Below are 25,956 nucleotides of genomic sequence, written 5' to 3'. Positions count from 1 at the left end.
CAATGCTGCCGATGTGTACAGATTCTCTGCAGGATTATGCAAGCGAAAAAACAGTTGGATTTTAGATGACCTCAATTAATTCGGCATCACGTTTTCGAATACTCAATTCATAACCCAGTACAGTTATTTCGATGGGATCTCCCAGTGGAGCAACCTTGCGAACGAAGATATTAACTCCTTTTGTAATACCCATGTCCATGATTCGACGCTTAATCGGTCCTTGACCATGTAGTTTGACCACTGTGGTAGACTCACCACACTTCACTGATTTTAGTGTTTTCATGTTTTTCTCCTTAAATGATGATCCGGTTGGCCATGCTCTTATCAATGGCAACCCGAGTATCTTTGATATTTAAAATAATATTGCCAGAAAGTTCTGATATAATAGTAACGTCAGCTCCCTCCACAAAACCGAGACGCGCTAAAAATTGATGCGTTGTATCCTTGCCGGTGATTTTCTTAATGGAGTTTTTTTCTCCGGGTGTCGCCATTGATAGTAACATGGTTTTCCTCCTGATTGGTTAAAAATAGTATGCGTTATTTTCTCAGTGAGTTAGTAGCTACTAACTCACTGAGAAAAGTCTAACATTATCTGTTTTATTTGTCAATACCTGATAGCAATACGTACTTAAATAATCCTGGCGGGATATTAACAACGGCTTTTGCGGCGATATGTCTATTCCCCAGTAAACATGGGGAATTAGTTAGTTAGAATTAATCCTTTTTATGGTATAATTAAAAAAATTTGTACAGTTCACAAAAGTGTCTGTAGCGAAACTGAAAGGTTATATGCATGATCGAAATATTAAAAAATAAAATGACACCAGAAAGTATTTTAACCTCAGGGTTTGGAGTCGAAAGAGAAGGCCTTCGGGTTACAAAACAGGGGAAACTTGCGATGACTCCGCATCCGCCTATTTTTGGCGATAAATTAAAGAATCCATATATTACCACCGATTTTTCCGAAAGTCAGATTGAACTAGTTACGCCGGTGTTTTTTTCAGTTGATGAAACCTATGATTTTTTGGAAGCGTTAACGGACATCGTGATCGGAGAAATCGGCACAAATAATGAGCTTTTTTGGCCCTACTCCATGCCTTGTCATATTCCTGATGATAAACAGATACCGATTGCCACTTATCAGGGCGAAGAAGGTAAAGAGCCGCGACAATATCGCGAAAGACTGATGGCTAAATATGGAGGAAAGCGACAGCTCATTTCTGGAATCCACTACAACTTTTCGTTTAGCGATGATTTTTTAATAACGATCTGGCAGGAGCTGGGTTCTCGGGAGTCATTTAAAGCGTTCAAAGATCGTATTTATTTAAAGGTTTTGAGAAATTATCTGCGTTATCGCTGGTTGCTTATCTATTTGATGGGATGTACCCCCGGATTACACAATTCATATATAGAAGAATGTCTGCAATGTATGGGAGACTGCGGAAATGAAACCTTTCTCAGCCCTGGCGGAACCTCGGCCCGAAATGGCAATTGCAGCGGATATAAAAACGAGATCGATCTCTACCCGGATTATCGTTCAATCGAGTCGTATATCAAAAGTATTAATGCGTTTGTGGAACGGGGTGACATCTCAGAAGCCAAAGAGTTATATGCGCAGATTCGTTTAAAACCAAGGGATTATCGCAATACTTTAGATTCTTTAGCAAAGGATGGTGTTCAGTACCTGGAAATTCGCACCATCGACCTCAATGTTTTCGATAAATGTGGGATTGCAAAAATCGATCTGGAGTTTTTGAATGTTTTTATGCTTTTTTTATTATTAGAAGGTGAAGAATTTTTTGATACCTGGCAGCAGGAAGCCCTTGTCAATGAGGTGACGGTCGCTGAACGTGGGCTGGAACCGGATTTGGAATTGCTCGATCATCGCCATTGGACGCTTAAAACAGCCTGGGCTGAGGATATTTTGGAAAAGGTAGCGGAGATCAATAAATATTTGAATTTAGAACAGGATCAGTGTATTAAAGAAATGCAAAGCCGGGTCAGACAGCCAGAAACGACCTATGCCTACCGCTTGAAATTGTTAATGCAGGAAAGCGGTTGTCTTGATGCGAATCTAAAAATCGCTAAAGATTATAAAAGACAGTCAGATGCAGATCACTACCGCCTGAAAGGTTTTGAAAACTGGGAAATGTCAACGCAGGTATTAATAAAAGAAGCCTTGACTCGGGGGATAAAAGTAATTCCCATGGATGCCGCGGACAACATTGTGCGGCTGGAAAAAAATGGCCGCCGAGAATATGTAAAACAAGCGACAAAAACAAGTGTGGATAATTATATCACCCCGTTGCTCATGGAGAATAAAGTGGTCACAAAAAAAATTCTTCAGGAGAATGGACTACCAGTTCCGAATGGGGAAGAATTTTTTTCTTTCGTTGAAGCAAAGAAAAAACTAATCAAATATGTTGGAAGAAACGTTGTGATTAAACCAAAATCCACCAATTTCGGATTGGGAATCAGTATTTTTGATCAGGGTGGAACCCTTGATGAACTATTAAAAGGGGCCCGGATTGCGTTTGAACAGGATAACACGATTCTAATAGAAGACTATTTACCAGGTCTTGAATACCGCTTTTTGACGATGGGAGATGAGGTGGTGGCCGTGCTTCATCGTCGCCCGGCGAATGTGGTTGGCGATGGCCTTTCCTCGATCCGGCAACTGATTGATAAAAAAAATCAACACCCTTACCGGGGCGATGGCCAAACCAGCCCGCTAAAGAAAATTGTGCTGGACGATCAGTCGCTCATGTATCTTAATAAGCAGGGTTTAACCAGTCAATCAATCCCCAAAAGTAATGAAATGATTTTTTTACGCGGAAATTCTAATATCAGCACTGGTGGAGACAGTATCGATTTTACACAGAAAATGCACCCTTATTTTTCAGAGATTGCGTTAAAAGCGGTCAGAGCATTTGGAGCGAAATTCTGTGGCATTGATATTATTTTGGAAGACTATTGCAATCCCGATTCAAGTTTCGGAATTATTGAGTTGAATTTTAATCCAATGATTGTTATGCACGCCTATCCTTTTGAAGGTCAGGAGCGACGACTGGGGTATAACATCTTAAAAACCATTGGTCTGGTAGAATGAGAAAATTTATGCTCAAAAAATGATCAAATTTTGCCTTGGTAAGTTAAAATTGCTATAAATTTTTGCGCTTGTGATTATCTTTCCTTTAACCCATTGAATAACGGATACTATTTGGGTATAATGATAGTGGTTACAAATAAATAAAATTTAGGAGGCGTACGAAATGTTTGGTTACATGGGAAAAATTTTACGTGTCAATTTGACGACCAATGAAGTGACAACTGAAGATCTGGATTTTGAGTTGGCAAAAAAATATATTGGTGGTCGTGGTTTAGGAACAAAGCTGTATATGGATGAGGTTGATCCACAGGTTGATCCTTTTGCCGCAGAAAATAAGATTGTCTTTATCAATGGTCCGTTGTCGGGTACGGCGACTCCTACCGGTGGTCGGTATATGGTCGTTACAAAATCGCCGCTAACAGGCTGTATTGCTTCTTCAAACTCTGGTGGAGAGTGGGGAGCCTACCTGAAATATGCTGGTTATGATGCGATTATTGTTGAAGGTAAAGCAAGTCTGCCGGTTTACCTTAGTATCGATGAAGATAAGGTAGAAATCTTGCCAGCTCTTGATCTGTGGGGTAAGATGGTTTCTGAAACGAGTGATCTTTTAAAAGAAAAACAGCCTGGGTCCAAAGTCTTAACCATCGGTCCTGCTGGTGAAAAATTGTCTCAGATGGCAGCGATCATGAATGAAAAAGATCGGGCCGCTGGTCGTTCTGGTGTTGGTGCGGTTATGGGTTCAAAGAATTTGAAAGCCATTACTGTTAAAGGGAACTTAAAACCGGAAATTGCGAATCCAGACGGATTAAAAGCAGTTACCAAAGAATGTCGTACCTTGTTAAAAGAAAACGGTGTCACCGGTGGTGGTCTACCTACCTATGGAACAGCCGTATTGGTTAATATTATCAATGAACATGGTGTTTATCCAACCAATAACTTCCAGGGCGGTCAGGATCCGGATGCTGAAGCTGTCAGCGGCGAAACCATGACAGAAAAATATCTGATCAAGCGTAATCCTTGTCATCATTGTCCAATTGGTTGTGGCCGTTGGGTTAAAAGCGAACATAGCCCTGATGGAATTGGTGGACCGGAATATGAAACCCTTTGGGTATTTGCCGGCGATCTTGGAATTGACGATATGGATATCGTTATTGATGCTAACTATTGGTGTAATGAAATGGGTCTGGATACCATTTCGGCTGGGGCAACCTTAGCAGCTGCGATGGAATTGTATCAACGTGGTTATATCACTGACGAAATGTTGGATGACGAAGTAATTCTGAAATTTGGCAACGCTGAGTCTGTTATTCACTGGCTCAAAAAAATGGGTAACCGGGAAGGCTTTGGCGATTTATTAGCTCGAGGTTCTTATCGATTGGCTGATTTCTTTGGGGTTCCTGAATATTCCATGTCTGTTAAGAAGCAAGACTTACCAGCTTATGATCCTCGAGGAATCCAAGGAATGGGTCTACAATATGCAACCTCTAACCGTGGCGGATGTCATGTTCGTGGCTACCTGATTTCTCCTGAAATCCTTGGTTTACCAGAAAAATTGGATCGTTTTGAGTTAGCTGGAAAACCAACCTGGGCAAAAATATTCCAGGATCTGACCGCTGTTATTGACTCAACCGGTTTATGTTTATTTACCTCATTTGCACTTGGCGCTAAAGAATATGCTGACATGTTAAATGAAACATTAGGTACCGATTGGACCGCCGATGATGTATTGTTAGCTGGAGAACGGATCTGGAATCTGGAAAAACTCTTCAATTTAGAAGCGGGTATTTCGTCAGAAGAAGATACATTGCCACCGCGTTTTCTGGAAGAAGAAATGCCAGAGGGACCAACCAAAGGTTGGGTTCATAAACTGGATGAATTACTTCCACTTTACTATAAAGAACGTGGTTGGGATGAAGATGGTATTCCTACGGAAGAACGTCTTGAAAAATTAGGTTTATTATAAAATAAATTTAAGGGACGATCGATGATCGTCCCTTTCGTTTTAGGAGGAAATATGGCAATCAAGATTAAATTATTTGCTAACTTTCGCGAGGGCCGGGGAAAGATTGTAGAAATGGATTATACCCCAGGGATGACCGGACAAGATGTTATTGACAGTTTGGGTATTACCGCCCCGGAAATTGCAGCACTTATTGTCGATGGGGTTGATGGAAAGGTTGATGCCATGCTCGCTGTTCCCATTAAGGAAGATGGCTATATGGCGATTTTTCCACCAGTTGCTGGTGGTTGATCCTAATCTTAGAAAAGATAAGCCTTGAGTCAACAATGATCTTCAGGGCTTGTTTCTTATCTAAGAATAAGAAAACGATAAAAAAACCAAAACCGGTTGGTTAGTCCGGTTTTGGCTTCAAAGAAAGTGTCCTGATTCATATTATTTCGGTTACAAATAAATAAAATTCAGGGACGTTCAGGGAAAAAAAAGACCACTCCTTTAGGAATGGCCTTTTTTTTCTGCACTAAAAAAATGCAAAATGACAAGAAAAATAATTCTGTCAAGCCCCTTTTCCACAATGGGAGACATAACCGTTTCCGATTATACCCTACGGGTTTAAGTTCATAGCAACAAGCCTTAGAAACTTTAAACTTCGGAGTGATTATATTATACATGATAATAGATGAGAACGCAATAAAAAAAGTCGTTTATTACAAATTTTTGCGACTAAAAGAAAAGGCAGTCGATAAATTTAAAAAATAGTTTAAGGAAACTTCAATATAACTTGACAGATGATTGAAACTGGATTATTTTAGAGTCAAGCTCATATGACAGAGTGTTCATGTGAGCAATGCTGATCGCAAGAGGCGTTTAAAGAAACGGAGGAACCGATGAAAGCAATTGAGATATATGTGTCGGAAATAGGAAATACTGGAAATGGCTGTGGTTCAGGAGCAGACCGGGAAGTATTACGGATACGAACCATTGTCGAGGCGTTAACAAATGAAGGGAAAAATGTACTGAGATATGGTTTGATTGAAAATCCGGAGGTTTTTGCCAGAAATAAAGAAGTCAGTGAAATTGTCTTGAAAAATGGACCAGACGCTCTACCAATCACGGTGGTGGACGGTGAAATTGTAAAAATTGGCACTTATCCATCAAATTTGGATTTAGCCACCTGGTCGGGGATGACCCAAGACGAGTTAGTATTGATGTTGATGAAAGCAAAAATGTCAAATCGTAGTTTTTGTGGAGGCGATTGTTGTTAAGTGCCAAAAAGGGGCGTGAAACACGCCCCATTTAGATTCGTTATTTTTTTAGCAAACTAAATGCGCATCAATAATATGGTTTATTGATGCCGTTTAGTCAGCTCCTGGAATAGTGATTCTAAATCCACATTCTGGTTATTAAGCAAGACCAGCAAATGGTAGATCAGATCCGAGGCTTCGTAGATCAGCTCTGCAGGATCGTTGTTTTTGGCGGCAATAATGGTTTCAGCAGATTCTTCGCCTATTTTTTTACATATTTTATCGACTCCTTTTTCAAACAGGTAGTTGGTATAAGACCCTTCAACCGGGTTTACTTTGCGGTCGGCAATGAGATTGTAAAGCATCGTCAGTACTTCCATATTGCCCAGGTTTGTTTCCGGATTTACAGCCAGGTTACGATAAAAACAGGAAGTATTGCCGGTGTGGCAGGCTGGGCCAGCAGGAATAACTTGAAGTAGCAGCGTGTCGCCGTCGCAGTCATAATCAACTTTTACGACGGTTTGGGTATTGCCGGACGTTTCACCTTTGATCCATAAGCCTTGCCTACTGCGACTGTAAAAGGTGGCTTTTTTAGTATCCAGCGTCAATTTCAATGCTTCTTCGTTCATCCAGGCCATCATCAGTACCTGACGGGTTTCATAATCCTGAACGATGGCAGCAACCAAGCCCGCCTCGTTATATTTTATATTTTCCAAATCCATGGTTTACCTTTCTATACCCGTCTGACAGGTATTTGTTGATCGTGTAAGAAGTTTTTTAAATCAACAATGGGAATTTCTTTATAGTGAAAAACGGATGCCGCCAGCGCTGCATCGGCGCCGATTTTTAATACTGTGGCAAAGTCTTCCATTTTTCCGGCCCCGCCGGAGGCAATAATCGGAATGGTCAGAAGACGGGAGAGTTTCTGGTTGAGCTCCAGATCATAGCCTTTTTTAACCCCATCGGTATCGATGGAGTTGATGCAGATCTCTCCGGCACCCAGATCCTGACCCTGTTTGGCCCATTCAATGGCATCAATGCCAGTGTTTTCCCGGCCGCCTTTAACATAGACATCCCAGGAACCCTTATTGTTGCGCTTGGCGTCGATCGATAAAACCACACATTGAGCCCCAAAACGAAGGGCGGCTTCGCGGATCAGCTGGGGGTTTTTAACGGCCGATGAATTAACCGAAACCTTATCGGCGCCGGCCATCAGCACTTTGCGAAAATCTTCGACCTTGCTGATACCGCCGCCAATGGTAAAGGGGATGCGGATGGCTTCAGCCACTTTTTCAACAATATGAATAAAAATATCGCGATCTTCATAGCTGGCGGTGATATCATAGAAAACCAGTTCGTCGGCGCCCTGGTCGGAGTAGTACCGCCCCAGTTCGACCGGATCGGCGACATCCTGAATATTCTGAAATTTTTTACCTTTTACCACCCGGCCGTGATCCACGTCCAGGCAGGGGATGATCCGTTTAGTCAGCATGATTTGAGCTCCTCTTGCAACAGTTTTTCCAGATCGATGGCTCCTTCATACAGAGCTTTTCCGGTAATGGCGCCGTAAAGCCCCATTTCCTGAAGACGGATCAAGTCTGCTGATTTAGAGATGCCGCCAGAAGCGATGATATCAATTTTTAAATTATCATTGAGAACTTTGAGCATCTCAAAATTAGGACCAGTCATCATGCCGTCTTTTGATATGTCGGTGTAAACCAGCGTTGACAGACCCAGTTTTTCTAAGTTGCTGGCCAGTTCAAGCGCTTCAATGTTGCTGCTTTGCACCCAGCCTTCGGTGCAGACTAAACCATTTTTAGCATCAATGGAAACGCAGACTTTTTCATCATAGAGATCCAGGAGTTTAACAATAAAGTCGAAATCTTTAACGGCCTGGGTACCGATGATGATCCGGGTAACACCGCTGTCGATATAGTCCCTGGCAATTTCCAGTGTTCGAATACCACCGCCAAGTTCCACCGGAATATCTAGAGCGGTAACAATGTCTTTAACCAGTTTTAGATTTTTCGGCTGGCCGTCAAAGGCACCATCCAGATCGACCAGATGCAGATACTGGGCTCCCTTGGACTGCCAATTCAGGGCGACATCCACCGGGTTGTCAAAATAAATGGTTTCAGCATCCTTCTGCCCTTGCATCAGGCGGACGCATTTACCGTTTTTTAAATCGATGGCTGGAAATACAATCATGATATTATCTCCTTAAAGTTTTTTAGTAGTTGGAAGCCCACGTTGGAGCTTTTTTCCGGATGAAACTGCATCCCAATGACGTTGTCCTTGCGAACAATCGCGGGGACCTTGACGCTGTATTCGGCATAGGCGACGACATCATCAAAGTTCTCCGGATTGGCATAGTAGGAATGGACAAAATAGACATAGTCTTTGGTTCCAATGTTTGCGACCAGCGGACTGCTTTGGTTGATCACCAGATTGTTCCAACCCATATGGGGGATTTTTATCCCGGGAGCGTCGAATTTGACGATTTCTCCGGGGATATAGGAGAGTCCGGAAAATTCACCGTCCTCATAGCTTTTATCAAAAAGTAGTTGCATCCCGAGGCAGATTCCCATCAGGAGCTTGCCTTTTTTGACATTGTCATTAAGGGCATCAATGAGATCAAATTTCCTCAGGTTGTCCATGGCGTCGGAGAAAGCTCCAACCCCGGGCAAAATGATGGCATCAGACGCATCCAGGACCTTTTTATCGCGGGTGATGGTGCCGGAAAGGCCGACATCACCGAGTGCGGTATAGACATTTTTTAAATTTCCGACATCGTAGTCGACAATTGCGATCAATGGTTGTCCTCCTGTTATTCTATTATTCCTTTAGTGGATGGAATTTCGGTATTACCCGCTTCGATCGTGCAGGCATCTTTTAGTGTTTGCCCCAGCGATTTAAAAATCCCCTCCACAATATGGTGGTTATTTTTGCCGTAGAGGGAAGTCACGTGAAGGGTTATTTTACTGTTGCTGGTAAAGGCCTGAAAGAACTCTTCTAACATTTCAGTTTCAAAGTCGCCGATAAACTCCCGGTTGAGGGGGACATCGAAAACGAGGGTGCTGCGGCCGCTGATGTCCACACAGGTGCGGCACAGGGCCTCATCCATGGGGGTGAAGGCAAAGGCATAACGATTGATGCCGGCCTTGTCCCCCAACGCATCATAAAAAGCTTTTCCCAGCAGAATACCAATGTCTTCAATGGCGTGGTGGTTGTCCGCTTCGTCACCGTGGGCAGCGATAGAGAGATCAAATCTTCCGTGTTTGGTGAAGAGCGTCAGCATATGATCAAAAAAACCAACGCCGGTGTTGATCTTGGCTACTCCAGATCCGTCAATATTGAGTGAAAGTGAAATTTCGGTCTCGGTGGTGGACCGGCTTAATGTGCTTTTACGCTTCATTGTACACGACCTCCTTGATAATATCCAGAATCTTTTGGTTTTCCTGGGGTTTTCCGATGGAAAAACGAATACTGCCGGGAGTGGCGTCCGTTTTTATAAAACGTTTGATTAGAATGCTTTGCGCAAGGAGCGCTTCATAGATGGCTTCAGCCCGGTCGGTCTCAAAATAAATAAAATTGGCGCCGGATGGATAAAGGGTCACACCGGGGAAGGTTTCCAGCACACGCATCGCTTTTTGTCGCTCTGCCTTTAGAATTTCCAGATTTCTAAGGATCACATCGCGGTTTTTCAAGGCGATGACGGCCAATTTCTGGGTCAGAACATTGAGGTTGTAAGGCCCCTTAACCTTGTAAAGAATATCAATAACACCTTTGTTTCCCAGGGCATAGCCGCAGCGGATGCCGGCCAGACCGAAGGCCTTGGAAAAGGTTCGCAGCACCAGCAAGCGGGGGTATTTTTCCAGCAGATCAACACCCGATTCACCGAAGAACTCGATATAGGCTTCGTCCAGGATCACCAGCGAAGGGACCGAATCCAATAGTTTGATAATATCCGCGCGACAAAAAATATAGCCAGTGGGGTTGTTGGGGTTACAGATATAAAGCAGTTTGGCTTGATTTTCTTTTGCGGCCGTAATCATGCCTTCCACATCGGGAATGTGTCCCGGCAGATCGGGCACCATGATATGGCTGGCATTGGCAATGGTGGCCCAGATGTCATACATGGCAAAGGAGGGTGTGTGGGAGACCACCACATCACCGGGATCCACAAAGGCCTGGTTGATCATGGCAATCAGCTCGTCAGAACCGGAGCCACAGACAATGCCTTCGCCCGGGACACCGGTATAGTCGGTGATGGCTTCGATCAGTTCCGGAAAACAAGCCTCCGGGTAGCGGTTTAAATCAGTATTACAGATCTCGTCGCTAAACTTTCGTTTGAGCTGCATGGGAAAATCATAGGGACTTTCATTGGCATTGACGATAATTTCAAACTGCGGGGCATCGACCTTGTAGGCAATTAATTGTTGGATGTTTTTTCGTATCAGTGATTCCATTAGTCTTCAAACCGCCTTTCAACTGCTTTGGCATGGGCATCCAATCCTTCACAACGGGCAAAGGAGGCAATCTTTGGATAGACTGACTGCAATGCGGCCTGATCATAGGAGAGAATGCTGGATTTTTTTAGATAGTCATAGACTCCCAGAGGTGAGGAGAATTTGGCTGTGCCGGAAGTCGGCAGGGTGTGGTTGGGTCCGGCAAAATAATCACCCAGAGGTTCTGGGGTGTAAGCGCCCATAAAGATGGCGCCAGCGTTCTTTACCTTTTCCAGCGAAGCCATAGGGTCTTTGATCAGCAGTTCCAAATGCTCGGGAGCAATCTGGTTAGACAACTCAAAGGCTTCATCGAGATCTTTGACAATAAAGACAAAGCCATAGTCATCGACTGATTTTTTGGCAATTTCTTTGCGACTTAAGTCTTTACTGATCTGGCGGTAGACTTCTTCAATGACTTGTTCTCCCAGTTCGGCTGAGGTGGTCACCAGAATCGGCATCGCCAGTTCGTCGTGTTCGGCCTGAGACAGCAGATCGGCAGCGGCATAAACCGGGTTGGCATTTTCATCGGCAATGATTAGCACCTCGCTGGGTCCGGCAATCATATCAATATCGACCTTGCCAAAAACCTCTTTTTTAGCGGTGGCCACATAAATATTACCGGGCCCAACAATTTTATTAACCGGTTTAATGGTTTCAGTGCCGTAGGCCAGGGCGGCAATCGCCTGAGCCCCGCCAAGTTTATAAATTTCGTGGACACCGGCAATTTTGGCCGCAGCCAGGATCGTGGGGTTGATTTTTCCATCCCGTCCCGGTGGGGTCACCATCACCAGGGACTTTACCCCGGCCACCAGCGCCGGAATGGCATCCATCAGCACGGTCGAGGGATAGGTGGCTTTGCCGCCGGGGACGTAAAGACCGACCCGCTCAATCGGGGTGATGTGCTGGCCCAGAATGACTCCCGGTTTAGGCGAATAGGTCCAGGTTGTTTCTAACTGTTTTTCGTGAAAATCACGAATGTTTTGGGCCGCCTCCCGGATGATATCCAGAAGTTCATCCGCAACCGCGGAAAAGGCGGTTTCGATTTCTTCTTCAGTGACCTGTAAGTGGGTCAGGACACAGTGATCAAGGGCCTGGGTGTAATACAAAAGGGCGGCATTGCCGCCATTTTTTACCCCTTTAATGATTTCCAGAACAGCGTTGTGAATATCCTCGCGCTCATCTTCTTTGCGTTTTAATATGGTGTCGAGATCCATGCCTTGTTTATAGATGATAGTTTTCATTATATTCCTCTCCATTTTTTTAAACAACCAGCTTTTATCGATAGCTCACTAATAGCTATAACTGGTTTTCAAATGCCTTGATAATGGGATCAATCATATCCCGCTTGGTTTTTAGGCTCACCTGATTGACAATTAGTCGGGAGCTGATCTCGCAGATTTCTGCCAGTACCGACAGCCCGTTTTCTTTTAGGGTATTGCCGCTTTCGACAATATCGACAATGCAGTCAGCCAGACCAATCAGCGGAGCCAACTCCACCGAACCGTTGATTTTAATAATATCCACCAGTTGGTTCTTGGCATGAAAATAATCCTTGGCAATGACTGGGTATTTGGTGCCCACAATCATTTTTTTGCCATAGGGGATCGGTTGGTTTTTAAAGCCAGCCACACACATTTTGCATTTGCCGATGTCAAGGTTTAGCATCTCATAAACCTGGGCAGGATGTTCTAACAGCACATCCTTACCAACAATGCCAATATCGGCAGCGCCTTTTTCGACATAGGTGGGAACATCCGGTGATTTCACCAGAAAAAACTCAATCGTCCCGGTAGTGTCAGTAAAAATCAGTTTTCGGCTTTTTTCTGAGTAGTCTAAAAAAACATAACCCAGATCAGTTAACAGCTCAATTGCTTTTTTGGCCACACGGCCCTTGGCCAGGGCGAATCGGATCACCATTTACATGACCTCACTTTCTGAACCAATTGTTTTGATTTCTAAGAATGCCCCGTCCATTTCAGAGAAGAGTTTGCCATCCATCAGGAAGTATAGTACGGCATTTTTATAAAGGGCATTTTCTTTAAAAGATGTCACATGTTTTTCTTTCGTTTCGGTCATCAGAAACACTTCAGCGATTGATCCTTTTTTTCGTAATTGCTCCGCCATTTTGTAGGCATCGGCCTTTTGCGGATTTTCATAAAAAATTACATCGGTCTTTTGATCATCTCGCGGGAGTAGCTGGTGTTGCTCCATGTAATCAATCACTTTTAGTAGATCAATGGCAAAACCACAGGCCGGACGGGGAATACCAAATTTTTCTGACAGGTTGTTGTAACGTCCGCCGCTGATCACCGGTTCGCCGCAGCTGTTGATATAGCCTTTAAAGTTGATATCGCTGTAATAGTTCATCTGATTGGTGAATCCAAGATCAAAACTGACATAGCCGGCCAGGCCAATGACTTCCAGATGGGCGTAGATTTCAGAAATCTTTTTTACAACCTGTTGCATTTTGTCATTGATGCATAGGGCTTTCATTTCTTTTAAGACGGTTTTCGGTTCGCCGTAGAGGAGCGGCAATTTAAGGATGACCGTTTTTTTAGCATCAGGCAAGGCCAGTTTTTCTAAATAACTTGCAATATCGCCAATGTTTTTGTTTTCGATGTATTTAAAGAGGGTTGCCTTTTCTTTGCAGGAGAAGGCCAGGTCATCAAATAAAAAATTAATAAACCCCACATGGCCCAAATCAATGTGGACGTCCTCAATGCCATTTTCAAGCAGCGAGCGAATCGCCAGGGCGATCACTTCGCCGTCGCATTCCGGGCTGTTGTTGCCAAAATATTCGATCCCAATTTGGGTGATTTCTTTCTTAATGATCTCCGGTGATGAAAAATTCCGATAGATATTAGTCTGGTAAGAGAATTTGATGATCTCCTGAGAATTAGGATGATTCATGGCGGCCATCCGGGTGACTGGCAGGGTGGCATCCGGCTTTAGCACAAGAACCTTACCTTGATGATTGACCAGCTTGAAAAGATCGTCGCTGGGAATGGAATCTTCATTGACGTATAGATCATAGGTTTCAAAGGTGGGGGTGGAAATCTGATGATAGCCAAAGGAACGGTAAAGTGACATAAGTTTTGCGTTGATCTGCTGCAGGGCGAAATAATCCTGGTGTTGGATGTTTTCAAAGCCGTCGATGGAATAATTAAAAAGCATATGAACCTCCTTGTTCAACGTCGTGCTTTAATACTGTAGTCTGATAAAGTGATATATTAATTGTAACATTTATTTATGGTTTGTCAAAGCATTTATGCGGTTTTTTTAATTATTTTATGAATTCGACATTTAAGCGTATCGACAAAAATAATTTTTGATTCCGTACCCGAAAAATGGTGTCAAATCCAGATGAGAATCGCTTTTTTTATAATACTCAAAATAAAAAGGGTCGGTAATGGATTTTGTTGACAGATTGTATTATAATATATCTATGAATTGAAGGCAAATATACAAAAGAATCATCTTTAGTGAAAATATGGCGATGTGCGTTAAATCAATAACAGTAAGACATCAGAAAGTAAGGTGTTCAGAATGCTGAATGAGTTAAATGTTTTTTCAGAAGAGAATTTGATAACGATGGCGGTGATTTTAACCATTGTTTTTTTTAGTTTGGTTGGTGGTGCAGGCTATCACTTTACAAAAATGAAAAAAAGGCGTGAAGAATGGCAACAAACTGAAAAAATGTATCAGGGTGTTTTTAACCAGGTTACTGAGAGTGTCATTATTGTTGATAATGAAGGGATTATATTCAAGGCGAATGATACGTTTCTAAATTATCAGGGAAAACCTGCAGATAAAATTATTGGCAAAAGCATCCAGCGTATTCCGATGGATTATGTTTTTGAAGAGGAACGGGATGAACTGAATAAGGCGATTGCGCAAAAGGGTGTTTATGAAAGAGATATCAAATTTTTTCATAAAAGCGGCGAAGTGATCCCAATTCATCTGGTCTTTAAACCGCTAAAAATGCGTGACAAAAAAGGGTGCGAAAAGAGCTATCTGATTATAACGGGAAAAGATTTAAAAAAGGCCAATGAGAAGGATGCATATATCAGCCAGCAAAAAGAAGAACTCCTGGAAATTCAACGTCTTGCTCATTTGGGTTACTGGGAAATGAATTATTTAACAAAAAAAATTTACTGGTCAAGGGAACTTTATAGTATACTGGGTTATGAAGAAGGGGAAGTTGAACCCAATCTTGACATCATTTATTGGATGGCCTATGAGGATGATCAAAACCGCGTTTGGAAAGCATTCCTGCGGGCATTTCAAGCTCAGGAGAAGGTCGATACTCATTATCGCATAAAAAATAATCGCGGAGAAATTCGGGACATTTACTTAAGAGTACGACATTATTTTACAAAAGATAACGAACATCAGCGAACAATTGGGATTCTCCAGGATGTCACAAAACAGGTTGATTTGCGAGAAGAATTGAATGCCCAGCTTGTTTTTACAGATAAGGTTCTAAACAATAGCCGGCTTTTGTTTATTGAATTCAATAATGCTTTTGAAGTCCTCAGTATTAATCATGTGGTTCATCAATTAAGTGGAATAAATTATGATGAGGTTGAAGATAAGAACTTACGGGATATTTTTGGGAATCTTAAACGTCTCCATCGAAAATTCATAAATGAAAACCTGGATTTCAAAAAACCGTTGCCTTTTAAGGATCACAAAGGGAATATTCACTATATCCAATGGGATCATGCGACGTTTACCAGAAGAGATGGAAAAAATACCAATATTCTGCTTGGAATCGACGTTACCGACACTATTGAAAAGAGAAAAGCTTTGGAAGCGGCTTTTATCCAAGACCCGATAACCAAACTCCCCAATCGTTATAAATTAGAACAGGTTTTGGGAAATTATTTTAGTAAATGCAAAAATAATTCGGAAAAGCATCTGGCTTTGATCTTTATTCATCTTGAGGGACTTCACACAGTCGGTGATGCTTTTGGTCAAACGATTGAAGATCAGTTGATCCAATCTTTAAGTGAACAATTATATGATGTTATTGGGAAGTATGGGTTACTAGTTCGTCGCTACTCGGATCAGTTTGCGCTATTCTATCCCTGTGATTCAAGCATAAAAATAATTCTTGAAATCTGTCAGATGATTACGGACTTACTTAGTAATCCCTTCATTATTGAAAGAAACGCTTTTATTTTAAGAAACCACATTGGTGTTTCCAAATATCCGGATCACGCTACAAATAAAGAAGATTTGATCCGTTTTGGCAGTGCTGCGATGCATGAGGCCCAGCGATTGGATCTGGATTGCTATTTTTATCACGATTCTCTAGGAAAGAAATTAAAAAGTAAAGTAAATGGATATGAACTAAACAACTAAATTTGAGGAGTCATCTATGACCTATAAATGTGTGGTTTTCGATTTTGACGGTACCCTTGCGGATACTGAGGAGAAAGCCTTTAATATATATAACAGTCTGGCAAAAAAATATAAGTACAGCACAGTCACTATGGAAGAATTACAGCATATCAAAAATCTTCACATCAAAGAGATCAAGGAAATTGTGGATATCCCTTTTTACAAATTCCCCCGGGCAATCCGGGATGGACAAAAGATGATGAGAAAAGAATCAAGCGAAATTCATGCTTTCGCTCCGGATATTCATGATTTTTTTACAGCACTGCGTAAAGAAACCGATCATATTGGGATACTTACCTCCAATATTAAAAAAACCGTTTCTGATTTTTTAGTAACCTATGATATTAGTCATGAGATTGAGTTTATCATGTGTTCCGCACTCATGTCCAAGTCAAAAAAAATCAAGAAAGTTCTGCGAAAGCATGACATTAAGCCTGACGAAATGCTTTATATTGGGGATGAGGTTCGTGATATAGAAGCCTGCCAAAAGGCCGGGGTGGATGTGGTTGCTGTTAAATGGGGATACAATTCCCCCTTTGCACTTGAAAAATGTAAGCCTACTTTTATGATTGATACCATATGGGATGTCATTGATATTGTTAGAACAAACAACAAACCTTAAATGAGATTGGCTCGCTAACTAGACGCGTGAAGAAAAAAGCTTTTCTACGTATTTTATGGTGTGATTAAGCGGTATTGGCTGGGGGTTTTTGAGACGAGTACGGAGACATTGAGATCATCATTAATTTCAGCAACAACGGCGGCGATGGCTTCATCATTTGCACCATAAATTAAACAATTTAGTGTTGTTTCGTCGACGATAAAAGCACCTACATAATAGTAACCATTAGATACTGTAATAGTAACACCGCTGACATGGCTTAGTAATTTTAGCTTAACGATTTCGATGGCTTCCTGGGTGTCCATGACCTGCTTGCCAGTGGTCACATCATTTAGTCCAATGAGGAGTTCATAGCGGTCAGTGGTTTCCAGATCAATGGTATCGGATTTTTTTTCAGAGGAGGATACACAACCTGCAAGAGTTATGATACAAAGGATAAAAGTGCCTAATAAAAGCAGTTTCTTTTTCAAGACGATTCTCCTAACTATTTTTTTATAATCCATTTTTTAGTGCATGAGTACTCTTTTTATCATAACATAGATTGATAGCAAAAGAAATGCTGATTCAAATGAAAATAACAAGCGTTTCACAATTTAAAAAAAGAGCATCTGTGAAAGGAGACCTTATGACGGGGTTAGCTTTGATGATTGCATTGGTCATTGCAATAAGCTTGATGATTCTGGCCATTTCCCGCTGGGGAGTGCATCCCTTTATAGCAATTATGGGCGTTTCATTAATGCTTGCTTTAATTGTTGGTTTACCGCTTTCAGAGATACCCGGAATTTTAGGATCTGGTTTTGCTGGGATTTTCACAAGCATCGGCATTGTGATCATCCTGGGGACTTTGATTGGGCTGATTCTGGAAAAAACAGGAGCAGCGATTAAATTGGCAGACATGGTGGTAAAAGTAATTGGCCCCAAAAATCCGGAGCTCGCTTTAATGATAATGGGCTGGATTGTGGCAGTGCCAGTTTTTTGCGACAGTGGTTTTGTGATTCTGAATCCAATTCGAAAAGCAATGTGGGCTAAAACAAGAACCTCGTCAGTTGCTATGACAGTGGCTTTGTCAGCAGGACTTTATACTGCGCATGTATTTATTCCACCAACACCGGGCCCCATTGCGGCAGCAGGGTCTCTGGGTGTTTCTAATTACTTGCTAATGGTTATTGTGATGGGCACTCTGGTATCGATACCGACTTTACTTGCTGCTCTGATATTTTCGAAGTACATTGCGAAAAAAGTTAAATCACGCGAAGAGCAGGGTATTTGGGATTATCAAAAAAGTGTGGCGGAACTGGTTTTAGAGTACGGGGAAATTCCCAGTGGTATGGCATCGCTTTCGCCCATTCTGGTACCGATTATACTGATGACACTTGGTTCGCTTGCCAGTCTGTTAGCGATTGGTGGACTTCCCGGACAAATTATGATTTTTTTAGGAACTCCGATGATTGCCTTGACGGTTGGCTTGCTGTGCGCATTGAGGCTCTTAGTTTCGACGAAAAGGATGTCTGATTTTTACGAACTGACCAATGAAACATTAAAGGTTGTCGGGCCGATTCTTTTTGTAACCGCTGCTGGCGGAGTTTTGGGTAAGGTGATTGTGGCAGCTGGCTTTGTTGATTTTATTCAGGTAAATGCGGGCATTATTTCCCGGGCCGGCATTTTTTTTCCTTTCTTAATTGCGGCGATCTTAAAAACCGCTCAGGGATCTTCAACCGTTGCAATCACGACCACAGCGGGTATTATGGGCGTCTATTCAGATCCGACCTCAATGATGTCTGCTTTAGGTTTGTCAAGTCCGATGGCCGCTGTTTTGGCCGTGCTGGCCATTGGAGCCGGAGGGATGACCGTGTCGCATGCAAATGACAGTTACTTTTGGGTGGTGACTAACTTTAGCAAAATGGAAACCCAGGATGGCTATAAAACACAAACAATAGTGACCTTTATTATGGGGATGACAGCGATGGCCGCGATATTTATATTAGCAAAGATATTATTATAGTATAAATCTTGATAATATTTAAAAACGGATGTGAATTAAAGGTTTGTGTTACAAATTATGATATAATAGTAAAGTAAATTAAAATTAATACGATAACAGATATAGATGTGTTGCACACATTAATAAATGATAGCAATTAAAATAAGGGAGAAGATTCATAAAAATTATGAATCATCTCAAAGAAAGGTGGAATGAACATGGATATTGCAGCACTTTCGATGGGAATGAGTCAAATGCAGGTCGCCCAACAGGCTAGTGTATCGGTGATGAAGATGGCGATGGAGACGGGGACTGAGCAAATGACCGATATGATGGCAATGGTGGAAACAAGTACCCCAGTTGCTACGACTGCTGGCCCCTCACCTGACCCCAATATTGGACAACTACTGGACATTTCTGTTTAAGAAGAATCCAGCCGGTAGGTGACTGGCTGGATTCTTTTTTTTAGATAAAATGCAAAAAAAGAATAAGCGGATCTGTAGTCGGGGTGAAAACTATTGCGGATTGTCTAAAAAGCCCTGATTTAAAATCAAAAACAGGGGTATAAATTAGATATAACAAAGAAAGCTGGAGGAAGTAATATGTGTTGTAATAAAAATGAAGATAGCCAATGCTGTATGATGGCACATAAGGATAAAATTATCCCTTGTGCCTTGGTTGCACTTACAATTACCTTTACAATAGTAGGGTTTGTCATCGGTCACCGATTTATGGGTAAAGGCTGTTGTAAAAGTCAGGACGAAGAATAAAATAACAGATCGTCTGGAGTTAGCAATTAGAAAAGACCAAAGCAAACCCGTTGCTTTGGTCTTTTTGTTATAGAATCGTAGTTTCCATTTTAACCGGATATTTTTGTTTAAGGTCTTCAACCTTGCCGATAAAAGCTTTGTTTTGTTTTTCTCTTAATAAGTAATTTCGAGCATTTTCCTTTACTGCATCAAAGGGAATGGTTTGAGCAATCTTACGATCCGTCAGCTTAATAATATGGTAACCAAACTGGGTTTTTACTGGTAGCTCAGTCATTTCATTTATTTCCAGTGCGAAGGCAGCAGTTTCAAATTCTGGAACCATCTGGCCTTTAGAAAAATAGCTTAGATCGCCGCCCTTATCATTAGAAGGGCAAATTGAATATTCTTTTGCTGCTGCTTCAAAGGATTTACCGGCTTTGATTTCTTCAATAATTGTCGAAGCCTGTTCTTCATTAGGTAAAAGAATGTGGCTGGCTCGAATGCTGTCTGGTGCAATGAACTGGTTTGGGTTTTCATCGTAGAATTTTTGCACTTCTTCATCTGGAATGGTAATATCCATCATGAATTTTGCAATCATATGGGTTTTTAGAAGCTTTTCTTCTGCATCGATGAGCATTTTCTGGAATTCTTCGCTTTCATCAACCTTTGCTTTTTTGCCTTCTAAGTAAAAAAGCTCTTGGGCAATAAGTTCTTCTAGTAATTGACGTCGTCCTTCTTTTGAGGTGAATTGATTTGCCTGTTCCTGAGGTAATTGTTTTATTAAGGCATCTAAATCCGTGGTGTAAATCGTTTTACCATCCACGGTAGCCAACGGTTTTTTTTCCATAATGGTCTCCTTTAAGTCTAAAATAATTTATTATTCTAAAATCATAGCCTTTTAAAGAGGCTTTGTCAACAGACGAAGGAGCGGGGGATATAAATATAATCGATTGAAGCAGCAAAATAGCTGTCTGAAGTTGATCAATGTGATCATCTTTTAAGTCGATAAGCGGCTAAAAAATTAAGTAAAACTTAACGATTCCGAATAAGCATAACCTTTTATTGACAAGATAAGCAACCGGAGCTATACTTATACCAAGTAGTTAGGTAAGTGCTAACTAATAAAAAAGTTGGGTGATAATATGATATGTAAGAAAAATGAACTATATGAGGCTTATCATAAACTGCTTAAACTCAATGCAGCTTTCCATGAAAATGAAACCTGCTTGTGTCAGGCGGAAGATGTAACCTCAAAACAGAAATATTATCTTAAAATCATCGACAAGAATTATCGGGTAACCTTCAGCCAGTTGGCTCAGGAAACAAAGAATTCGAAACCGACGATTACCGAATTGATTAGTAAATTTATTTCCATGGGCTGTGTGTATCGGGAACGTTCGCCAGAGGATGGCAGGGTGTATTTTATCTATCTTACACCAAAGGGACAATCAATTGCCAGATCCGAGGAAAGAACCCAGATTCAAGTTATTGAACGGATTAAAAACAGTCTCACCGAAGATGAGCTGGATCAATTGATCACCTTACTAAACAAAATTCTTTAATAAAAATTAAATTGTTAAAGGATGAGGAGGAAGAAAAATGAACACACTAGAAATTAAAAACGCACCATTAATTCCGATCACAGAAACAGTGATTTATCCAGGGATTTCAAATCGTATTTTTGTAAATGAGGATATTGGAAACAATATCAAAGAATTGATTATCAAGAATAATACCTTGGCCATTGGTCTATCAACAAAAGATTATAAAGGACTCGTTCAATTGACCGCTGATTCGTTTTATCGTATCGGTGTGTTAATGAAATTTGATAATATCCAAAAGTCCGATAATGGTTTTGTTATTGATATCACCACCATCAATCGGGTTAAGGTTCTGGACTTCAGCTTTGAAGAAAAACAGATTAATGCTTCTTATACCATTCAGGACGATATTCTGGATATCAATGCTGACGAAGAACAGGAAATGATTATGTACATTAAAGGCTTAATGAAAGATTTAAGTCATAATTTTAAGGGTGCTGAGTACTTTGTCAGTATTCTGGAAGGATTACCTTCTTTAGAAGAAATTATGGGTTATACCATTCCCATGATGGGTATTCCTTTAAAAAGCAAACAAGTTCTTCTGGAAATTGATTCAATCAAAGAAAGAACGCTGAGCTTTATTGACTATATCATCCGGGAAAAGGATTCCGTACACCTGCAACTCGAAATTAGTAAAAAATATTCTCAACGTAAGGATAAAACCTATCGTGAAGCGATGCTTCGGGAACAACTTAAGAATATTAAAGCAGAATTAGGTGAACTGGATGAAGAATTAGAAGAAGAAGCCGATTATCGAAAAAGAGTTCTGGATTCAGATATGCCTGCAGACATTAAAAAAATAGCGTTAAAAGAAGTCCGCAAATTTGAAAATTCGCCGCCAAACGGAGGTGAAAGCAATGTGATCATGAATTACCTTGATCTGCTTTTGGAACTCCCTTGGACCAGTGAGAAAAAAGAAATCGATATTGATCACGCCAGACAGGTGCTTGAATCCCATCACTTTGGTATTGACGATGTAAAAAAACGAATCATTGAACATTTGGCCGTGATGAAGTTAAAAGAAGACAAACAAGGTTCGATCCTATTGTTAGTGGGACCTCCGGGAACCGGAAAAACCAGTTTGGGTAAGAGCATTGCCGAAGCCCTTGATCGCAAATACGTACGTGCCAGCTTAGGCGGGGTGCGGGATGAAGCCGAGATTCGCGGACATCGCAAGACTTACCTTGGTGCAATGCCGGGACGTATTATTAAAGGCATTGCCAATGCCGAAGCTAAAAATCCGGTTTTCATTTTAGATGAAATTGACAAGATGGGCATGTCTCATCAGGGTGATCCTGGTTCAGCGCTTCTGGAAGTCTTAGATCCTGAGCAAAATTGTACCTTCTCTGATCACTATCTGGAAATTCCCTATGATTTATCCGAAGTATTTTTTATTGCGACAGCCAATGATCTTAGCACGATCCCAGCACCACTTTTGGATCGAGCCGAAATAATTCAGCTGTCAAGCTATACCAACGGTGAAAAGAAACGGATTGCTATTGATCATCTGTTGCCAAGTGTTTTAGATGATCACGGCTTAACCTCTGAGATGCTTCAGATTGAAGAAACAGCTGTTGAAGCGATTGTCGAAAATTACACCGCTGAAGCTGGCGTCCGTGGCCTGACCAAACAACTGGCAAAAATTGCCAGAGTAGTTTCTGAAAAAATCGTTTCGAAAAAAGTTGAACTGCCGTTTATTGTAACAACTCAAAATATCAGCGAAGTATTGGGTAATAAAACCAGACGTCATGAAAAAGCGGGTGAAAATAATAAACCAGGTGTCGTAACCGGAATGGCGTGGACCGCTGTCGGCGGAGAAATTCTCTTTACCGAAGCCAGCCTGATGCCGGGCAGTGGCAAGCTGACCCTAACCGGTCAACTGGGCGATGTCATGAAAGAAAGTGCCACCATTGCGATGAGCTTGATTCGCTCACGATTGGGTGATTTGGCCAATGGATTTGACTATTTTAAAAATGATACCCACATTCATGTCCCATCGGGATCAACTCCAAAAGATGGACCATCTGCCGGGGTGACGCTAACGACGGCTTTGGCATCCTTGATTTTAGGCAAACCGGTTGATTCTAAACTTTCTATGACCGGGGAAATTACCTTAAGCGGTCAGGTACTACCAGTTGGTGGCATTAAAGAAAAGGTTATCGCAGCGCAGCGTAGCGGTATCACTAAAATTTTATTGCCAAAAGACAATGAAAAAGATGTCAGTGATATTCCTGAAGAAGTGCGAAATGCTTTAACCATCATTCATGTTTCAACCATTGAAGAAGTGTTAAGAGAAGCATTGGGAATTGAGCTGCCAGAATGTAAACCGGTTCTTAATCGACCAATAGGCGATTCCAATGTGCAGCTGAGCATGGTTGGTGAATAAAATACTATAGACTAAAGGTGTAGAAACAAGTCCTAAGCAGAACCGGACAGGTTCGTAAGTGTTGTTGCGGCAAAGGTCTGAACCTGCGGGTCAGCAATCACCATCTTTTTTCGCTTGAGGGATGGACACCTGATATGGAAGGTGACGTTTAGCGCAAATCGCTCCATCATTAAGGGAGCTGTCAGATGACAGCTCCCTTTTTTTCTGCCAGGTTTTGTCGACGGTCTTATTTTCTTATGATATAATATTTTCTATGAAAATTAAGATGCTAAATAATGAAACAATTAATAAAATAGCTGCCGGTGAGGTGATTGTCCGGCCCGTGTCAGTAGTAAAGGAATTGGTGGAAAATGCCATTGACGCTGGCGCCAACCAGATTACTGTAATCATTGAAGCGGGTGGAAAAAACCGGATTACAGTTCAGGACAATGGCTGCGGGATTGCCTATAATGAGATTCCGCTGGCCTTTAAACGCCATGCCACTAGTAAGTTATCAACCATCGACGATCTGGAATCGATTGAATCGCTGGGGTTTAGAGGTGAAGCATTATCCAGTGTGTCAGCAGTCGCCAAGGTGCAGATTACCACCCGGTTTACGAATGAAGAGGTTGGAAGTTTAACCTTGTTTGAAGGGGGGAAACTCATTAATCAGCGGGTTTGTGCCTATAATCGCGGCACCGAAATCACAGTGAGTGATCTTTTCTACAATACGCCGGCCCGACGAAAACATATGGAAAAGGACAAAAAAGAAGAAATGATCGTTCGGGATCTGTTAGAAAAAATTGCTATTTCCCATCCGAGGGTTCGCTTTCAGCTTAGCTGCAACGGGCGAATTGTGCTTGATACCCCAGGTACCGGAAAGGTGATCGATGTGGTTGCGGGGCTTTATGGGATTGATGTGGCGGCTAATTTGATCGCTCTGAATTATGAAAACAAACCCATGAAGCTGGCGGGTTTTGTGGGAAACCTCAAAACCATGCGAAATCATCGCGATGATCAGGTGTTTTTTATTAATGGACGCTATATTAAAAATAGTCGACTGGCTCAGGCATTAGATGAAGCCTATGAGGGCTATAGCATGAAACATCAGCACCCACTTGGTATTATTTTTATGACGCTACCGGGCCGAATGCTTGACATAAACATCCATCCGGCTAAAACCGAAATAAAAATTCTAAATGAAAGCCTGGTCTGTCTGCTCTTTAAACAGGGGATCAGGGAAACCCTCAGAAATACCAATCTAATCGTTGAACTGGGGACGGTTGATGATCAAACGGAAGAAGCTAAAAAATTCGAAACTGATCGCGTCGGGATAGATACAAAACGTGTTGAGAAACACCAAAGAAGTTTTCTGGAAGATCAGACCAGCATTGACACTATGGCATCAACTAAAAAAGCGTCCTTGATAGAAGATGACATTGATTTCGTAAAAAAAACGGAAGCACTTGAATATCAGGGTCAATTCAGTCCTCCCAATATCCCAATCAAAAGAGAAGAAGCCGTCTTGTCACGAAATAGTAAGGTAGCGCCTGAAGTCCATAATGATGACAAATTTGATTCGCTTAGGACTCCGAATGCAGATACAAATCTGATCACAAAAGTGAGTCTCGCGGGAGAAGGGCAAGAAATTGATATAGCGCCTCTTGAGACTAAGGACAAAAGGAGGTTAGTCGTCGACAATTCTAATCGTGTTGCCGAAGCGTCGGTTAGTTTTAATAGCGATGTTATCAATCGCGGGACAATTGATCATGATGAGAAGGCGGTGCCAGGATTTAAAAAAGATGTTCAGGACCTGGCAAGAATGAGAATTGTCGGACAGCTGTTTAATGTATATATTCTTCTGGAGGGTGAAAAAGAAATTTATCTTCTTGATCAACATGCGGCCCACGAAGCTTTCTTAACCCAGGAACTGATGGGAATTTTTAATCGCAATGAAGGTCTTCCCAGTCAGGGGTTGATGACGCCGATACCTTTAAAAGTTCGTCCCAAAGATTTAACCCTGATCGAAAATGCGTTGGCTGAGTATCAAAGATTGGGCTATGACTGTGATGTTTTTGGAGATGATACCTTGCTTGTTCGTAGTGTCCCGGTATTATTAGGGGAACCCCAGAGCCCGGACTTATTAAAAGCGATGATTGACGAACATCTTTTTGAAAGCAGCGAAAATACTGAGGGCAACACGGTTTTTTCAGAAAAAGTAAAAAATAAAATCATTATGATGGCTTGTAAAGCTGCCATTAAAGGCGGGCAATCTTTGACCCAGGCTGAAATTAGAAAACTTCTTGAAGATTTGAGGCGTCTCAGTAATCCCTATACCTGTCCCCATGGACGCCCTATCATTATGAGATTAAAGGAATATGAATTAATGAAATTATTCAAGCGGGTGGTATAAG

24 protein-coding genes and 1 riboswitch are annotated in these 25,956 nt (G+C 41.7%); of the genes, 11 read left to right on the top strand and 13 right to left on the bottom strand.

Annotated features, from left to right (window positions below):
- Positions 1-61 precede the first annotated feature (61 nt).
- Both ACIZ62_RS11310 and ACIZ62_RS11305 read right to left on the bottom strand, forming a co-directional pair.
- Entirely contained in the window at positions 62-283 is a 222-nt protein-coding gene (locus ACIZ62_RS11310; RefSeq protein WP_111886550.1) for a FeoA family protein, read from the bottom strand.
- A 10-nt stretch (positions 284-293) separates the two neighbouring features.
- A complete protein-coding gene (locus tag ACIZ62_RS11305) occupies positions 294-503 on the bottom strand; it encodes a FeoA family protein (protein WP_111886551.1) in 210 nt (69 codons plus the stop codon).
- 290 nt (positions 504-793) lie between these two features.
- Between ACIZ62_RS11305 and gshAB the strand changes: the two genes are divergently transcribed.
- From gshAB to ACIZ62_RS11285, 4 genes are all read left to right on the top strand, one after another.
- The gene (gene gshAB / locus ACIZ62_RS11300) at positions 794-3,109 is read left to right on the top strand and encodes a bifunctional glutamate--cysteine ligase GshA/glutathione synthetase GshB (protein ID WP_111886552.1); all 2,316 of its coding nucleotides are present in this window, start codon (positions 794-796) and stop codon (positions 3,107-3,109) included.
- A 163-nt stretch (positions 3,110-3,272) separates the two neighbouring features.
- On the top strand, positions 3,273-5,072 hold the full coding sequence (locus tag ACIZ62_RS11295) for an aldehyde ferredoxin oxidoreductase family protein (protein ID WP_111886553.1): 1,800 nt from the start codon (positions 3,273-3,275) through the stop codon (positions 5,070-5,072).
- Positions 5,073-5,123: 51 nt separating this feature from the next.
- On the top strand, positions 5,124-5,360 hold the full coding sequence (locus ACIZ62_RS11290) for a MoaD/ThiS family protein (RefSeq protein ID WP_026395460.1): 237 nt from the start codon (positions 5,124-5,126) through the stop codon (positions 5,358-5,360).
- 249 nt (positions 5,361-5,609) lie between these two features.
- A riboswitch (molybdenum cofactor riboswitch) is annotated at positions 5,610-5,733 on the bottom strand.
- A gap of 220 nt (positions 5,734-5,953) precedes the next feature.
- Positions 5,954-6,331 carry an arsenic metallochaperone ArsD family protein gene (locus tag ACIZ62_RS11285; protein WP_111886555.1) on the top strand — a complete coding sequence of 126 codons (378 nt, stop codon included), beginning with the start codon at positions 5,954-5,956 and terminating at the stop codon, positions 6,329-6,331.
- 80 nt (positions 6,332-6,411) lie between these two features.
- Here the strand turns inward: ACIZ62_RS11285 and hisIE are convergent, their stop codons facing one another.
- The 9 genes from hisIE to ACIZ62_RS11240 are packed head-to-tail and all read right to left on the bottom strand — an operon-like array spanning position 6,412 to position 13,992.
- A complete protein-coding gene (gene hisIE, locus ACIZ62_RS11280) occupies positions 6,412-7,032 on the bottom strand; it encodes a bifunctional phosphoribosyl-AMP cyclohydrolase/phosphoribosyl-ATP diphosphatase HisIE (RefSeq protein ID WP_111886556.1) in 621 nt (206 codons plus the stop codon).
- A gap of 11 nt (positions 7,033-7,043) precedes the next feature.
- Entirely contained in the window at positions 7,044-7,802 is a 759-nt protein-coding gene (hisF, locus tag ACIZ62_RS11275) for an imidazole glycerol phosphate synthase subunit HisF (RefSeq protein WP_111886557.1), read from the bottom strand.
- Positions 7,796-8,518, bottom strand: coding sequence for a 1-(5-phosphoribosyl)-5-[(5-phosphoribosylamino)methylideneamino]imidazole-4-carboxamide isomerase (gene hisA, locus ACIZ62_RS11270; protein WP_111886558.1), 723 nt, complete (start codon positions 8,516-8,518; stop codon positions 7,796-7,798). Before hisA ends, hisF begins: the two co-directional genes overlap by 7 nt.
- Positions 8,515-9,123: an imidazole glycerol phosphate synthase subunit HisH gene (hisH, locus tag ACIZ62_RS11265; RefSeq protein WP_111886559.1), complete on the bottom strand. Its 609-nt coding sequence runs from the start codon at positions 9,121-9,123 to the stop codon at positions 8,515-8,517. Before hisH ends, hisA begins: the two co-directional genes overlap by 4 nt.
- A 14-nt stretch (positions 9,124-9,137) precedes the next feature.
- A complete protein-coding gene (gene hisB, locus ACIZ62_RS11260; protein WP_111886560.1) occupies positions 9,138-9,725 on the bottom strand; it encodes an imidazoleglycerol-phosphate dehydratase HisB in 588 nt (195 codons plus the stop codon).
- The gene (hisC, locus tag ACIZ62_RS11255) at positions 9,715-10,779 is read right to left on the bottom strand and encodes a histidinol-phosphate transaminase (RefSeq protein ID WP_414150177.1); all 1,065 of its coding nucleotides are present in this window, start codon (positions 10,777-10,779) and stop codon (positions 9,715-9,717) included. The genes hisB and hisC overlap by 11 nt, the downstream gene beginning before the upstream one ends.
- Positions 10,779-12,059: a histidinol dehydrogenase gene (gene hisD, locus ACIZ62_RS11250; protein ID WP_414150176.1), complete on the bottom strand. Its 1,281-nt coding sequence runs from the start codon at positions 12,057-12,059 to the stop codon at positions 10,779-10,781. The genes hisC and hisD overlap by 1 nt, the downstream gene beginning before the upstream one ends.
- Positions 12,060-12,114: 55 nt before the next feature.
- The gene (gene hisG / locus ACIZ62_RS11245) at positions 12,115-12,735 is read right to left on the bottom strand and encodes an ATP phosphoribosyltransferase (RefSeq protein WP_111886562.1); all 621 of its coding nucleotides are present in this window, start codon (positions 12,733-12,735) and stop codon (positions 12,115-12,117) included.
- Positions 12,736-13,992 (bottom strand): ATP phosphoribosyltransferase regulatory subunit, encoded by a 1,257-nt coding sequence (locus ACIZ62_RS11240; protein ID WP_111886563.1) that lies wholly within the window; start codon positions 13,990-13,992, stop codon positions 12,736-12,738. It lies immediately after the preceding gene.
- A gap of 372 nt (positions 13,993-14,364) precedes the next feature.
- Between ACIZ62_RS11240 and ACIZ62_RS11235 the strand changes: the two genes are divergently transcribed.
- Entirely contained in the window at positions 14,365-16,185 is a 1,821-nt protein-coding gene (locus ACIZ62_RS11235) for a PAS domain S-box protein (RefSeq protein WP_414150175.1), read from the top strand.
- A 16-nt stretch (positions 16,186-16,201) separates the two neighbouring features.
- Positions 16,202-16,846, top strand: a complete 645-nt coding sequence (locus ACIZ62_RS11230; protein WP_414150174.1) for an HAD hydrolase-like protein — start codon at positions 16,202-16,204, stop codon at positions 16,844-16,846.
- A gap of 53 nt (positions 16,847-16,899) precedes the next feature.
- Here the strand turns inward: ACIZ62_RS11230 and ACIZ62_RS11225 are convergent, their stop codons facing one another.
- Positions 16,900-17,316 (bottom strand): hypothetical protein, encoded by a 417-nt coding sequence (locus ACIZ62_RS11225; RefSeq protein WP_414150173.1) that lies wholly within the window; start codon positions 17,314-17,316, stop codon positions 16,900-16,902.
- A 155-nt stretch (positions 17,317-17,471) separates the two neighbouring features.
- Here ACIZ62_RS11225 and ACIZ62_RS11220 point away from each other — a divergent pair, with 155 nt between their 5' ends.
- Together ACIZ62_RS11220 and ACIZ62_RS11215 are read left to right on the top strand one after the other, a co-directional pair.
- Complete coding sequence (locus ACIZ62_RS11220; protein ID WP_414150172.1) at positions 17,472-18,848, top strand: GntP family permease; 1,377 nt, start codon at positions 17,472-17,474, stop codon at positions 18,846-18,848.
- Positions 18,849-19,045: 197 nt separating this feature from the next.
- A complete protein-coding gene (locus ACIZ62_RS11215) occupies positions 19,046-19,252 on the top strand; it encodes a YjfB family protein (protein WP_111886567.1) in 207 nt (68 codons plus the stop codon).
- Between the two features lie 412 nt (positions 19,253-19,664).
- Here ACIZ62_RS11215 and ACIZ62_RS11210 read toward each other — a convergent pair whose 3' ends face one another.
- Positions 19,665-20,423 carry a peptidylprolyl isomerase gene (locus tag ACIZ62_RS11210; protein WP_322518973.1) on the bottom strand — a complete coding sequence of 253 codons (759 nt, stop codon included), beginning with the start codon at positions 20,421-20,423 and terminating at the stop codon, positions 19,665-19,667.
- A gap of 295 nt (positions 20,424-20,718) precedes the next feature.
- Between ACIZ62_RS11210 and ACIZ62_RS11205 the strand changes: the two genes are divergently transcribed.
- The 3 genes from ACIZ62_RS11205 to mutL all read left to right on the top strand — a co-directional run bounded on the left by ACIZ62_RS11205 (position 20,719) and on the right by mutL (position 25,955).
- Positions 20,719-21,138: a MarR family winged helix-turn-helix transcriptional regulator gene (locus tag ACIZ62_RS11205; protein ID WP_242988559.1), complete on the top strand. Its 420-nt coding sequence runs from the start codon at positions 20,719-20,721 to the stop codon at positions 21,136-21,138.
- 37 nt (positions 21,139-21,175) lie between these two features.
- Complete coding sequence (gene lon / locus ACIZ62_RS11200) at positions 21,176-23,563, top strand: endopeptidase La (protein WP_414150171.1); 2,388 nt, start codon at positions 21,176-21,178, stop codon at positions 23,561-23,563.
- Positions 23,564-23,828: 265 nt separating this feature from the next.
- Entirely contained in the window at positions 23,829-25,955 is a 2,127-nt protein-coding gene (gene mutL / locus ACIZ62_RS11195; protein WP_414150170.1) for a DNA mismatch repair endonuclease MutL, read from the top strand.
- Position 25,956: the final 1 nt, after the last annotated feature.

Source organism: Acetobacterium carbinolicum, assembly GCF_047456275.1.
In the GTDB taxonomy this organism is placed as follows: Bacteria; Bacillota; Clostridia; order Eubacteriales; family Eubacteriaceae; genus Acetobacterium; species Acetobacterium carbinolicum.
Note: the sequence above shows the minus strand (reverse complement) of the source record. Positions and strands in the feature narration are given on the sequence as shown.